The sequence below is a fragment of the Bacillus sp. 196mf genome, assembly GCF_003217275.1.
Classification (GTDB): domain Bacteria; phylum Bacillota; class Bacilli; order Bacillales; family Bacillaceae_G; genus Bacillus_A; species Bacillus_A thuringiensis_S.
In genome coordinates this window covers 593,160-606,361 of record NZ_QJTG01000001.1, presented here as the reverse complement: position 1 = coordinate 606,361, position 13,202 = coordinate 593,160, and the positions used below count along the sequence as shown (strand labels likewise).

The following is a 13,202-nucleotide window of genomic DNA, read 5'->3' as shown; positions in this document are numbered from 1 at the left end:
AAAGGATGAAGCACATGTTGCTTCATCCTTTTTCTTTTTCATTCACTTAGTTAACTAACTTCCAAACGTTGTTTCTCTGATACTTCTTCGTTCTTATTATGAAAATAAACCCAAATACACGCAATAAATAATAGTGATGATGTAGAGAGGAAAACATATTGGAAGCCTGCATGCGCTGCAATTTGTCCCCCGAGCACTGGCCCAATCATATTTCCTAAAAACTGAAACGACTGATTATATCCAAATATTCGTCCCGTAACATGGGTTGGTGTATGTTGTTTTAGTAGAGTTTGTACGGAAGGCAATAATCCTGCTTGTGCGATACCTAATAAAAATCGAAGAATTAATAGTTGCCAAGCTGAGGTTACAAATGCTTGCGGGATAAAAATAATTCCTGCTGCAAATAACGCTACAACTAACGTTTTTTGAGGACCGATATGATCTGATAATCTTCCTAGTCTTGGTGCTGCCAAAATAACTGCTAATCCTGTCGCTGACATAACTGCACCCGCAATTGTTTCAATATGTGCAGTATGAGGACCTACTAAATTTTTCACGTACAATGTAACAATTGGTTGAACTGACATATTAGCAAGTTGAATAATAAATGTTGTTACAAATAAACTAATAATTAAATGCTTCGCTGGGACCATCGTCCATACTTTTTTCGGCTGTGTTTTTTTTGCTTGAGCAGAGTGATTTTCTTCATGCAGAAAGAAAAAAACGATGAGAAAGGAAAGGAATAAAAAAGCTCCTGTAACAAGAAAGACATGACGCATTCCAATTAACTCAGACAAATAACCTCCAAGTAACGGGCCAAGTAACGAACCGCTCACACCACCAGTTGAAATTGTGGAAATCGCCCAACCTGAATGTTCTTTCGGAGTTTCTGCTGCAATAAATGTCATCGCTGTTGAAAGGAAACCAGATACTGCTCCCATTAAAAATCTTAGTGCGACTAGTTGATACACATCCGTTACAAATCCCATAAGCGTCATAATAATCGCCATACCAAGGCTAGCACGAATAAGCATCAATTTCCGTCCATGTATATCACCAAGCTTCCCCCATATTGGTGATACGATCGCACCCATTAAAAATGTTACACCAAATGCAAGTCCCGACCACTGTGCAATGCTTGAAGTGCCAGTTACTCCTAATTCCTCAATATAAAAAGATAAGAAAGGAATTACTAAACTCATACCGGCTGCAGTGGTAAAACAACCTAGCCAACAAATCATTAAATTCCGTTTCCAGCTGGCCATTTTCACACCTTCTTTCTTTAGATACCCATTCTACACCCTTTCTTGTAAAAAGTTTAGTAATTTGCTTTATATGTAAGATTTACTACAAAACCCGCTATTTTCTAGTGAAAATCACTACAATCCCACATTTTTTTCATAATAAAACCAACTCCCACTAAATGAAGTTGGTTAATAATCCATTAAACCGTAACCATAAATAATTGAAACAATTACACCCACTACCAATATACCTGGAAGTAAATTTGCCACCTTGATTTTAATAATACTAAGCAAGTTCAATCCAATAGCAGATATCATAATGCCGCCCGTAGCCGTCATCTCCACTATAAATTGGTTCATTAATTCTTTCGGGACAAAACTATTAATTTGTGTTGCAAAAACTGCAATACCACCTTCATATAAAACAACTGGAATCGCCGAAAATACTACGCCAATTCCTAGAGTTGTCGTTAATATAATAGAAATAAATCCATCGATAATCGCCTTTGTAAATAAAATATCATGATTTCCGCGAATCCCACTGTCAAGTGCACCAAGTATCCCCATCGCGCCAATTGCAAAAATTAAAGTAGCTGTTACAAAACCTTCTGATATGCTACCTTTCCCTTTCGATCCAACTTTATTTTCTAGCCAATCCCCTAAATGTTTTAACTTTTCTTCTAATTGTAACCATTCTCCAATTACCGTACCAATCACTAAACTCAGTATGACAACAAGAAAGTTTTCACTTTTTAATGCCATTTGAAGCCCAAGTACAGTAACCGCTAAACCGATTGCGTGCATTATCGTCCCTTTCATACTTTCTGGAATCCTACTAAATAATTTACCAAGTAAAGTACCAAATATAATACAAATCCCATTTACAACTGCTCCTAATATAACCATTTCTCATTCTTCACCCTTCGAATTCTTTATTTCTATATTTTGGTTTATACATTGATTTACAGGTTATCTATATGTTAACTTAATATTGAGAATATTAACAAATGTTTTCCACTACATAACCCGCTATTTTTTGTAACTTTAATTACCTTTAATAGATTCAGTGTTAATTTAATTGCGGGATAATATTAAAAGGGAAGGTATATATGAAAACTTTACTAAAACGATTTTTGTTAATAGCCTTTTTCATTACACCGATTGTTTTATTAATCAATTACTCTTTTATTTCAAAAGCAAAAGACAAACCCGATTTGCAAAACAAATCTAGTAAAACCGCTTCAAAAAGCGAAAAGAAAATAGAAGACCAAGAAATCACACTCACCTTCTCTGGTGATACAATGTTCGATTGGCAATTACGTCCTATAATCGAAAAGAATGGGGCTGATTACCCATTCCAACATGTAAAAGAAGAAATAAAAAAAGCTGATATTTCTTTTGTAAATTTAGAGTCGGCATTTACAACGAAAGAAAAGAAAGCACCTGGGCAACTGTTTTGGATTAAAAGTGATCCATCTACACTACAAGCTATTAAAAACACTGGATATGACATCGTAAATATTGGGAATAACCACACACTTGATTATGGGCAAGATGGATTATTAGATACGATTTCTCACGTAGAAAAATTAAAGTTCCCTTACATTGGAGCCGGAAAAAATGCGAAAGATGCATATACAGCACGAGAAATGACCGTAAAAGGGAAAAAGTTTAAATTTCTTTCCTTCGTTCGATTTATGCCTGATTCTAATTGGGTAGCTGGTGAGAATAAACCTGGCGTTGCGAATGGCTATGATTTAAATCTTGTAACAAAAACAATTAAAGAACAAAAACAAGATGCAGACTATTTAATCGTCTATATGCATTGGGGCGTTGAAAAATCAAATCGTCCGGTAGAATACCAAAAGCAATATGTACCTAAAATGGTTGAAGCAGGAGCTAACGCAATTGTCGGAAGCCATCCACATTGGTTACAAGGGTTTGAGTATTATAATAAAGTTCCTATCGCTTACTCATTAGGTAACTTTTTATTCCCGAGTTATGTGAATGGGAAAAGCGCTGAAACTGGCGTATTAACTTTAACTTTTAAAGGAAAGGATGTCCAAATGTCATTCAATCCTTATATCATTCGCAACAACCAAGTTTCCCCTGTAAATGAGGGAGAAAAGAAAAAAGCTCTTCAATATTTACAAACAATTTCAACTGATGTAGAAATTGATGATACAGGGAAAATAAAAAACAAACGAAACTAGACAGCTCAAGATCTATTTCTCTGTAATATACTTTACAGAATAGGTGATAAACATGCTGAAAGACTTATTAGAAAATGTAAGTTTGTTAGAGAACGTTTATGAAATGTCTATAGCAGTTCTACTTTTATGTTCCTTTTATTCTGTGAGACTATTTAAAAAAATAAAGCGAGAGAGAAATCTTACTCCTTTTGAATTTACAATGTATGTAATCATTCGTATTGCGATACTCTTTTGGTTAGCTAGCTTTATTCTTCTTGAATTTAATGAGTACCTAGTTTAACTATAAAAAAGATAGAACAAGCACTATATTCCCTCGCTTGTATCTATCTTTTTTATTTACATTCTAACTCTCTCCTTCTATTAAATAAGCAAATCAAACAAAACAGGGTTTTTATTAAGTTCCATAAATTGAATATTATTTTCTTTAAAGCGAGTAATTAATTGCTCATAATCTTCTTTATGTTTTAATTCTACGCCGACTAATGCTGGACCATTTTCTTTATTATGTTTCTTAATATACTCAAAGCGCGTAATGTCATCTTCTGGTCCTAATCCTTTATCAAGAAATTCTCTTAGCGCACCTGAACGCTGCGGAAATTCAATGATAAAGTAATGTTTCAGTCCTTCATAAATGAGCGAACGCTCTTTCATTTCTTGCATTCTATCAATATCATTATTTCCACCACTTAGCGTACATACAACTGTTTTACCTTTTATTTCATCTCTATATAAATCAAGCGCTGCAATAGAGAGTGCACCAGCCGGTTCAGCTACAATCGCATTTTTCTTATACAGTTCTAAAATCGTCGTACAAACTTTCCCCTCTGGTACTAAAATAATATCGTCAATTACATCTTTACAAGTTTCAAATGTTAACTTTCCTACTTTTTTAACAGCTGCCCCATCAACAAAGCTATCTATTTTCTCCAATGCTACATTTTCATTTTGAAGAAAAGCCTCTTTCATAGATGCAGCTCCCATTGGCTCTACACCAATAACCTTTGTAGTAGGACTAACACCTTTTACATATGTACCAACTCCTGATGCTAATCCACCACCACCGATTGCTGTAAAGATATAATCAACCGGTTTCTCCATATCATGCATAATTTCAACTGCCACTGTCCCTTGACCAGCAACTACATACGGATCATCAAACGGATGAACAAATGTCATTCTATTTTCTTCACAATAACACTGTGCTTCTTGGAAAGAGCTATCGAATGTATCACCAACTAATACAATCTCTGCGAAATCACCACCGAAAAATTGTACTTGTGATACTTTTTGTTTCGGTGTTGTTGTGGGCATAAATATTTTTGACGGAATCTTCAATAAATTACACGTATAAGCAACTCCTTGCGCATGATTACCAGCACTTGCACAAACAACACCGTTTTGTAACTTTTCTTTCGGTAAACTTTGAATTAAATTGTACGCACCACGAATTTTGAAAGAGCGAATTAATTGTAAGTCTTCTCGTTTTACATAAACGTCACAATCATATTTCTCAGATAAAACTGTATCACGTTGTAACGGTGTTTTAATAACGATATCTTTCAGGCAATTATGCGCCATTAAGATATCTTCAATTTTCACTCTCTCCTTTACCTTTTGCACCATTATATATCATCCTTATCTCTTTTAAATTGGCTCAATCAAAATGTGGGATTTTCAGAACAGCCCCTGTATTCGCCGATGTTACCATTTGTGCATAACGTCCAAGCCAGCCAGTTTTTACTTTCGGTTCTGGTCGTTTCCATTCTTTTTTACGCTTTTCTAATTTTTCATCACTCACTCTTACTTCTAGTAAGCGTTCTTCAACATCAATACATACAATATCCCCTTGTTCAAGAAGTGCAATCGTTCCACCAGCTGCTGCTTCTGGTGAAATATGTCCTACTGAAATTCCACGTGAAGCTCCAGAGAAACGTCCATCCGTTAATAATGCAACCTCAGCACCTAATCCCATTCCAGCAATTGCTGATGTTGGGGCTAACATTTCTGGCATACCAGGGCCACCTCTTGGTCCTTCATAACGAATGACAACTACATCTCCTTTTTTCACTTTCCCAAGCATAATGCCAGCAAGTGCCTCATCTTGTGAATTAAAAATAACGCAAGGCCCTTCAAAACGCTTTACTTCTGTTGCACCGCTTTTAATAACCGCTCCATCTTTAGCAAGATTTCCTTTTAATATACGTAAGCCCCCCTCTTCACTATGAGGGTTTTCGAGAGAGTGAATAACCTCCTTATCTTTAATCTCTGCCTCAGCAATATTTTCTCTTAATGTTTGCCCAGTAGCAGTGATTCGATCAAGATGAAGTACTCCTTCTTTCCGGCTCATCTCTTTCAAAATTGCACTAATCCCGCCCGCACGATCAATATCTTCCATATGCCAATTTGAGGCTGGACTTACTTTACATAAATGAGGTACACGTCTTGAAACTGCATCAATACGGTTCATATCATAATCTAGTCCTGCCTCTTGTGCGAGTGCTAGCGTATGTAATACTGTATTCGTTGATCCACCCATCGCCATATCAAGTGCAAAAGCATCGTCAATTGCTTCTTCTGTTACAATATCACGCGGCTTAATATCTCTTTCAATTAAAATTTTCAATTTCTCTGCTGCTTGTTTAATTAACTCTTCACGTCTTGGATTAATTGCTAAAATACTCCCGTTACCAGGAAGAGCTAAACCTAACACTTCACATAAACAATTCATAGAGTTCGCGGTAAACATACCCGAACAAGAGCCACAAGATGGACAGCCATGATCTTCAATATCTTTTAATTCTTCTTCTGAAATTTTCCCAGATTGATAAGCTCCTACTCCTTCAAAAACGGAACTCAGATCAACAACTTCCCCTTTAGATGTTTTTCCTGCTGCCATCGGGCCGCCTGAAACAAACACAGTCGGAATATTAATACGTAGTGCAGCCATCATCATACCTGGTGTAATTTTGTCACAGTTTGGGATACAAATCATGCCGTCAAACCAGTGTGCATTTACAACCGTTTCTACTGAATCTGCAATAATTTCACGACTTGGAAGAGAATAACGCATACCGATATGTCCCATCGCAATACCATCGTCAACTCCAATTGTATTGAATTCGAATGGTACCATACCTGCCGCGCGAACTGCCTCTTTTACAAGTTTCCCAAACTCGTTCAAGTGTTTATGCCCTGGAATAATTTCAATAAAAGAATTACAAATCGCTATGAAAGGTTTATCAAAATCTTCATCTTTCAAACCAGTTGCTTTTAATAAACTACGGTGCGGTGCTTTATCAAAACCTTTTTTAATCATGTCACTTCTCATCTTGTCAAATCCCCTCTTACATATTTTTCATTTATACTCTCTTACTCTATTTCTTTACTAATTCTTTCGGTGCATGAATCCAGCTCATCATTTCACGAAGCTCTGCTCCCACTTTTTCTAATTGATGATTTTGTTCTGCTTTTTTCATTGCGTTATACGTCGGACGCCCTGCTTGATTTTCTAAAATCCATTTCTTCGCAAATTCACCTTGCTGAATTTCTGTCAGAACACGCTTCATTTCCTTCTTCGTTTCATCTGTAACAATTCTCGATCCTGTTACATAATCTCCAAACTCTGCCGTATCTGAAATAGAATGGCGCATAGTCGTTAATCCACCTTCGTACATTAAGTCAACAATTAGCTTTAATTCATGCAAACATTCAAAGTATGCAATTTCAGGACGATATCCACCTTCCGTTAACGTTTCGAACCCGGCCTTCACAAGTGCAGTTACCCCGCCGCAAAGTACAGCTTGCTCACCGAATAAATCCGTTTCGGTTTCTTCTTGGAATGTCGTTTCAATTACCCCCGCACGTGTACACCCTACACCTTTTGCATACGCCAGTGCTACATGTAGCGCTGTTCCCGTCGCATCTTGATGCACTGCGACTAATGCTGGAACACCATTTCCTTCTTGAAATACACGGCGAACGAGATGACCTGGACTTTTTGGCGCGACCATCGCTACATCTACGTAACTTGGCGGATTAATTTGTCCGAAGTGAATGTTAAATCCATGTGAGAAAAGTAACATTTGTCCTTCACGAAGATTCTCTTCTACCTCTGCTTTATACACATGAGCTTGCTGTTCATCTGGCAATAACATTTGTACAACTTGTGCGGTTCGAACCGCTTCTGAAACAGACATTACTTCAAATCCATCCGCTTTCGCTACTTCATACGACTTACCAGGACGAACACCAACTACAACCTCTACACCAGAATCACGTAAATTTTGTGCTTGCGCATGACCTTGTGATCCATAACCAACTACTGCAACAGTTTTTCCTTGTAATAACTCTACATTTGCATCTTTTTCATAATATGTTTTCATATTCCATACACTCCTTATAATTTATTTACTTGCAGAACATCAATTAATTTTTTCAACTGACTAACAAGTAATGTCGCTTCATTTTCAGTACAAACTGCTGTGAGTTTCATTTCAGAAACACCACTAGTATCTCTTTCTTTTAAATGTAAAGAAGAAATATAATAACCACGCCGAGCAAAAATCCCACTTATACGTAATAAGACGCTTGGCTCGTTATGAATAACGAGTGAAAAAGTATGACTCATTCTTCCCACCTCTTCATAATCATTTCGTTATTCCCTTTGTTTGGCGGAACCATCGGAAATACGTTTTCACCTTCTTCTACACAAAAATCAACTACGACAGGACCTTCGTGAGCAAATGCTTCTAACATCACTTGTTTTGCCTCGGTTGAATTTGTTGCTCTTAATCCCTTTACTCCATAAGCTTCTGCTACTTTCACAAAATCTGGTGATCCAATTTTTGATTCTGATAAACGATTTTCATAAAACATTTCTTGCCATTGCCTTACCATCCCTAAAAATTTGTTATTTATGATAAATACTTTTAAAGGGATGTTATTTTCAGCAATTGTTTGTAGTTCTTGAATGTTCATTTGAAAAGAAGCGTCACCTGCAATACAAATGACAAGTTCTTCTTTTTTAGCTAGCTGAGCACCAATTGCTGCTGGAAAACCAAACCCCATTGTTCCTAATCCTCCAGAGGTAAGGAACGTCCGAGGTTTTCTTGCTTTATAGAAGTGAGCAGCCCACATTTGATGCTGACCTACTTCTGTTGTGACAATCGCTTCACCATTCGTTAATTCACTTACTAAGTTGATCACATGCTGTGGTTTTAACTCAGATTCTTTTTGCTTATAAGAAAGTGGATATTCTTCTTTCCATGTCTTTACTTTCTGAAGCCATTCGTCTGTTTGTGTATAAATAGACATATGTAACAGCATGTGTAACGCTTTTTTTACATCACCAACAATCGGATGTTCTACAGTTACATTTTTATGAAACTCAGAAGAATCAATATCAATATGTACTTTTTTCGAGTTTGGAGAAAAAAGTTCTAATTTTCCTGTTACACGATCATCGAAGCGAACACCTAATGCAAGTAGTAAATCACATTCTGTTACCGCCATATTAGCAGCGTATGTCCCATGCATACCAAGCATCCCTAGAAACAATGGATCATCCGGTGGATATGCACCAAGTCCCATTAAAGTTGAAACGACTGGAATACGGTTCTCCCTTGCGAATTCGAAGAGTTCATCGGATCCACCTGAATGAATGACACCTCCTCCAATATAAAGAAGTGGACGCTTAGATTTTGAAATTGCTTTAGCCACCTCTCTAAGTTTCATGCTGTCTGGTACAAGTTCTGGTTTGTACCCCGGAATATCAACTTCTTCACTAAAGAAACTGGTGACTTTTGCATTTTGAACATCTTTTGGAATATCAATTAATACTGGTCCCGGGCGCCCGCTTTTGGCGATGTAAAAAGCTTCTTGCACAATTCGTGATACATGATTCACATCACGAACCTGGTAATTATGCTTCGTAACAGGTACTGTAATTCCGACAACATCCGCTTCTTGAAATCCATCTTTACCAATTAAAGGCGTTGCAACTTGCCCGGTAATGACAACTAAAGGAATCGAATCCATATAAGCGTCTGCTAAACCCGTAACTAAATTTGTCGCCCCTGGGCCAGAGGTAGCAAAGACTACCCCGACCTTTCCAGAAGCTCTCGCATATCCTTCAGCCGCATGAATGGCAGCTTGTTCATGACGAGTTAAAACATGTTTCAAACCACTTTCGTATAAAGCATCGTATATTGGCAAGATTGCTCCGCCCGGATAGCCGAAAATGGTCGTTACACCTAATCTCTTTAAACATTGAATCACATGTCCAGCGCCTGTCATTTCTTCATACTGTAATTTCTCATACGCTGTATACTGCTGCTTCATTTCCATTAACTCCTCTCCTTATTTACGCTAAGCTTTCCGTCAGCCCGGGAACACGTACTCCTCTTTCTCTCGTTAATTTTTTAAATTCTTCGGTCAATTGTTTCGTTACACTTCCTGGTTTCCCATCTCCAATTTCTCTGGAATCAACTTTTACAACTGGAATTAACTCCGCTGCTGTTCCTGTTAAAAATACTTCATCCGCTACATATACATCATGGCGAGTCAATGGTCTTTCCTCACACGGAATATTCAGTCGTTCACATAGCTCGATAACACTATTTCTCGTAATACCTTCTAATGCTCCTAAATAGGATGGCGGGGTTAGCACTTTTCCATCTTTCACAACGAAAACATTATCGCCAGAACCTTCACAAACATATCCTTGTTGATTTAACATAAGAGCCTCTAACACTCCTGCTTGTGCTGCTTCAATTTTTACAAGTACGTTATTTAAATAATTCATTGACTTAATACGTGGATCTAACGCATCTGGCGTATTACGTCTTGATGCAACAGATACAACGCTTAGCCCATTATCATAAAATTCTTGTGGGAATAACTTTAATTGTTCTGCAATGATAATTACGCTCGGCTTCACACAACTTCTCGGATCGAGCCCTAAGTCACCTTTTCCTCTTGAGACAATTAAGCGAATGTAAGCATCAGCGTATTCATTTTTTTGGAGTGTATGTAAAACTGCTTCTTCCATTTCTTCTACCGTCATTGGAATTGTTAGTAAAATAGATTTCGCTGATTCATATAATCGTTTCACATGTTCTTTTAAACAAAATACATTTCCTCCGTAACTACGAATCCCTTCAAATACACCGTCTCCGTATAAAAAACCATGATCATACACTGAAACAACTGCCTTTTCTTTTTCTACAAATTCCCCATTCATGTAAATATACTGGTTTCCCATCTCACATCGCTCCTCTTTTTTCTCTATTTTTTGCAATCTATTTCTACATCGATTGCTGAGATGAGTATTTTTAACAGAATATTCAGTATATAAACCTTAAAAATATACTCGTCTCAACAATCGATTACTTACATACTTGTAGCAATCCATTGCTGAGACGAGGGAATCGTGGTACCACTCAGCTTCCTTATACTTCTCACGAAATATAAGCTCTGCAAGTCCAATTAGACTTTTGTTTTTCTATCGGGAACAACCCCGCTACTTTTTACTAGTTTTCAAAAGTAGTGCTCCAAGGTGATTTTCAATGAGTGAATTGTTACCACCCTCACAGCCTCGGGGCAGCTCTCTGAAACAATCTTTATCATTTACTCTCCTCTTCTACGCATTCTCTTCTTCTATTTTTAAAAATAAAAACTCTCGCCTCAGCAATCAACTACTACAATTTAGTAGCTTTGATTGCTGAGGCGAGAGTTTCGCGTTACCACTCAGCTTCCTTATACTTCTCACGAAATATAAGCTTTGTAGGTCCAATCAGACCTCCGTCCTTTTACCGGAGACGATGCCGCCGCCCTCTACTCAGTTTCCCTTTCGCAAGCGATGCTCCGAGGTGATCTTCAATGATTCGATTGTTACTACCCTCACAGCCTTGGAGTAGCTCTCTGAAACGATCATAATCATCTACTTTCCTCTTCTTTGCATATACAACATATAAAGTTAGAAAATTCTTAATTAACTTTTATTTGTTACACGTATTATAGGACGTTGTTCTTTTCCTTGTCAACATGTTTTTTCAAAAAAATCAAAATTAATTCTATTTATTTTTTCTCAAATCAAAATTGGAATGCATTACTTACATACACTCATATATTACTTAAGTATGTTTGCATTACTACATAAAGAAAAACTTATAAAGTTTATGAGGAGATGAGGAAACTATGTTAAAAGGGAAAGTAGCGTTAGTTACAGGAGCAAGCCGAGGAATTGGACGAGCAATCGCTAAACGTTTAGCAAATGACGGTGCATTGGTTGCTGTTCATTACGGTAATCGAAAAGATGACGCTGAAGAAACTGTTCATGAAATTCAATCAAATGGTGGCCAAGCTTTTTCTATCGGCGCAAATTTAGAATCCTTACACGGTGTAGAAAACCTTTATAAAGCTTTAGATACTGAATTACAAAAGCGCACTGGTGAAATACAATTTGATATTTTAATAAACAATGCTGGCATTGGTCCTGGTGCTTTTATTGAAGAAACGACTGAACAATTTTTTGATAGAATGGTTTCAGTAAATGCAAAAGCTCCATTCTTTATCATTCAACTAGCACTACCACGTTTACGTGACAATAGCCGAATTATTAATATTTCATCCGCTGCCACCCGCATTTCTTTACCTGATTTTGTTGCATATAGTATGACGAAAGGCGCTATTAATACAATGACTTTTACGCTAGCAAAACAGCTTGGAGCACGAGGAATAACGGTGAATGCAATACTTCCAGGATTTATCAAAACAGATATGAATGCAGAACTCTTGAGCGACCCAATGATGAAGCAGTACGCTACTACTATTTCCGCTTTCAATCGCTTAGGTGAAGTAGAAGACATTGCCGATACTGCTGCATTCCTTGCTTCTCCAGACAGCCGCTGGGTTACTGGACAATTAATTGATGTGAGCGGAGGATCTTGTTTATAAAAAACATATATTTTCAAATCTTTTTTATTGCGCAATAAAACAATTTATATAATACTATATAAAACATATACATTTAGGAGGATTACAGCAATGTCCGAAAAAACATACGAACTCGCAACCTTCGCAGGCGGTTGCTTTTGGTGCATGGTAAAACCATTTGATGAACTTCCTGGTATTCATAAAGTACTTTCTGGCTATGCAGGAGGTCATGTAGAAAACCCAACATATGAACAAGTAAAAGCTGGAACATCTGGACATTTAGAAGTTGTTCAAATTACATTCGATCCTTCTATTTTTCCTTATCAGAAATTACTAGACTTATATTGGCCACAAATCGATCCAACTGATGATGGCGGACAATTTTTTGACCGTGGTCCATCTTATCGTACCGCTATTTTTTATCATAACGAAACACAAAAAGGGCTTGCTGAAAAATCAAAACAAGCTCTTGCAGAAAGCGGTATGTTTAAAGATCCAATCGTGACTGAAATTCGTCCTGCTGCACCTTTTTACGAAGCAGAGGAATACCACCAACATTTCTATAAAAAGAATCCAGAGAAATATGCTACTGAGCAAAAGGAATCTGGTCGTGAAGACTTTATTAAAGAAAATTGGCAAAAAAAATAATAAAAACGCATCGTGCTTTTTTAATACGATGCGTTTTTATTTTTGATAAAAGTACCATACAATTAATAGAACAATTGCTGTTAGTGACCAAAGTACTATCTCGTTTTTCACTCTATTCTTTTTCTTAGTCATTTCATTCCCTCCTAATAACTATTAAACATAT

12 protein-coding genes and 1 other annotated feature are annotated in these 13,202 nt (G+C 37.0%); of the genes, 4 read left to right on the top strand and 8 right to left on the bottom strand.

Annotation, left to right across the window (positions count from 1 at the left end; all coding sequences use genetic code 11):
- Positions 1–50: 50 nt before the first annotated feature.
- Both ATL10_RS03395 and ATL10_RS03390 read right to left on the bottom strand, forming a co-directional pair.
- Positions 51–1,265, bottom strand: a complete 1,215-nt coding sequence (locus ATL10_RS03395; protein WP_000179302.1) for a multidrug efflux MFS transporter — start codon at positions 1,263–1,265, stop codon at positions 51–53.
- A gap of 168 nt (positions 1,266–1,433) precedes the next feature.
- On the bottom strand, positions 1,434–2,150 hold the full coding sequence (locus ATL10_RS03390) for a DUF554 domain-containing protein (protein ID WP_000236031.1): 717 nt from the start codon (positions 2,148–2,150) through the stop codon (positions 1,434–1,436).
- A 203-nt stretch (positions 2,151–2,353) separates the two neighbouring features.
- Here ATL10_RS03390 and ATL10_RS03385 point away from each other — a divergent pair, with 203 nt between their 5' ends.
- Together ATL10_RS03385 and ATL10_RS03380 are read left to right on the top strand one after the other, a co-directional pair.
- Complete coding sequence (locus ATL10_RS03385; RefSeq protein WP_000854539.1) at positions 2,354–3,457, top strand: CapA family protein; 1,104 nt, start codon at positions 2,354–2,356, stop codon at positions 3,455–3,457.
- A 52-nt stretch (positions 3,458–3,509) separates the two neighbouring features.
- Positions 3,510–3,737, top strand: a complete 228-nt coding sequence (locus tag ATL10_RS03380) for a hypothetical protein (protein WP_090976155.1) — start codon at positions 3,510–3,512, stop codon at positions 3,735–3,737.
- Positions 3,738–3,817: 80 nt separating this feature from the next.
- Here the strand turns inward: ATL10_RS03380 and ilvA are convergent, their stop codons facing one another.
- The 6 genes from ilvA to ilvE are packed head-to-tail and all read right to left on the bottom strand — an operon-like array spanning position 3,818 to position 10,718.
- Positions 3,818–5,080 carry a threonine ammonia-lyase IlvA gene (gene ilvA, locus ATL10_RS03375; RefSeq protein WP_000250317.1) on the bottom strand — a complete coding sequence of 421 codons (1,263 nt, stop codon included), beginning with the start codon at positions 5,078–5,080 and terminating at the stop codon, positions 3,818–3,820.
- A 31-nt stretch (positions 5,081–5,111) separates the two neighbouring features.
- On the bottom strand, positions 5,112–6,785 hold the full coding sequence (gene ilvD, locus ATL10_RS03370) for a dihydroxy-acid dehydratase (protein WP_110496421.1): 1,674 nt from the start codon (positions 6,783–6,785) through the stop codon (positions 5,112–5,114).
- Between the two features lie 46 nt (positions 6,786–6,831).
- Positions 6,832–7,839, bottom strand: coding sequence for a ketol-acid reductoisomerase (gene ilvC / locus ATL10_RS03365; protein ID WP_000861143.1), 1,008 nt, complete (start codon positions 7,837–7,839; stop codon positions 6,832–6,834).
- Positions 7,840–7,853: 14 nt separating this feature from the next.
- Positions 7,854–8,084 carry an ACT domain-containing protein gene (locus ATL10_RS03360; protein ID WP_000019909.1) on the bottom strand — a complete coding sequence of 77 codons (231 nt, stop codon included), beginning with the start codon at positions 8,082–8,084 and terminating at the stop codon, positions 7,854–7,856.
- Positions 8,081–9,796, bottom strand: a complete 1,716-nt coding sequence (gene ilvB / locus ATL10_RS03355) for an acetolactate synthase large subunit (RefSeq protein ID WP_044306984.1) — start codon at positions 9,794–9,796, stop codon at positions 8,081–8,083. Before ilvB ends, ATL10_RS03360 begins: the two co-directional genes overlap by 4 nt.
- A 22-nt stretch (positions 9,797–9,818) precedes the next feature.
- Entirely contained in the window at positions 9,819–10,718 is a 900-nt protein-coding gene (gene ilvE / locus ATL10_RS03350) for a branched-chain-amino-acid transaminase (protein WP_044306975.1), read from the bottom strand.
- Positions 10,719–10,868: 150 nt separating this feature from the next.
- Positions 10,869–11,108, bottom strand: a binding site (T-box leader).
- Between the two features lie 545 nt (positions 11,109–11,653).
- On the opposite strand from ilvE, the gene ATL10_RS03345 reads away from it, so the two are divergent.
- Positions 11,654–12,412 carry an SDR family oxidoreductase gene (locus tag ATL10_RS03345; protein ID WP_000911801.1) on the top strand — a complete coding sequence of 253 codons (759 nt, stop codon included), beginning with the start codon at positions 11,654–11,656 and terminating at the stop codon, positions 12,410–12,412.
- Between the two features lie 90 nt (positions 12,413–12,502).
- Entirely contained in the window at positions 12,503–13,039 is a 537-nt protein-coding gene (gene msrA, locus ATL10_RS03340) for a peptide-methionine (S)-S-oxide reductase MsrA (RefSeq protein ID WP_001291883.1), read from the top strand.
- The last annotated feature ends 163 nt before the right edge of the window (positions 13,040–13,202 follow it).

Excerpts from the sequence above, each read along its gene's own strand:
- ATL10_RS03395 (WP_000179302.1), bottom strand. The coding sequence starts at position 1,265 with ATGGCCAGCTGGAAACGGAATTTAATGATTTGTTGGCTAGGTTGTTTT.
- ATL10_RS03390 (WP_000236031.1), bottom strand. The coding sequence starts at position 2,150 with ATGGTTATATTAGGAGCAGTTGTAAATGGGATTTGTATTATATTTGGT.
- ATL10_RS03385 (WP_000854539.1), top strand. The coding sequence starts at position 2,354 with ATGAAAACTTTACTAAAACGATTTTTGTTAATAGCCTTTTTCATTACA.
- ATL10_RS03380 (WP_090976155.1), top strand. The coding sequence starts at position 3,510 with ATGCTGAAAGACTTATTAGAAAATGTAAGTTTGTTAGAGAACGTTTAT.
- ilvA (WP_000250317.1), bottom strand. The coding sequence starts at position 5,080 with ATGGTGCAAAAGGTAAAGGAGAGAGTGAAAATTGAAGATATCTTAATG.
- ilvD (WP_110496421.1), bottom strand. The coding sequence starts at position 6,785 with ATGAGAAGTGACATGATTAAAAAAGGTTTTGATAAAGCACCGCACCGT.
- ilvC (WP_000861143.1), bottom strand. The coding sequence starts at position 7,839 with ATGAAAACATATTATGAAAAAGATGCAAATGTAGAGTTATTACAAGGA.
- ATL10_RS03360 (WP_000019909.1), bottom strand. The coding sequence starts at position 8,084 with ATGAGTCATACTTTTTCACTCGTTATTCATAACGAGCCAAGCGTCTTA.
- ilvB (WP_044306984.1), bottom strand. The coding sequence starts at position 9,796 with ATGAAGCAGCAGTATACAGCGTATGAGAAATTACAGTATGAAGAAATG.
- ilvE (WP_044306975.1), bottom strand. The coding sequence starts at position 10,718 with ATGGGAAACCAGTATATTTACATGAATGGGGAATTTGTAGAAAAAGAA.
- ATL10_RS03345 (WP_000911801.1), top strand. The coding sequence starts at position 11,654 with ATGTTAAAAGGGAAAGTAGCGTTAGTTACAGGAGCAAGCCGAGGAATT.
- msrA (WP_001291883.1), top strand. The coding sequence starts at position 12,503 with ATGTCCGAAAAAACATACGAACTCGCAACCTTCGCAGGCGGTTGCTTT.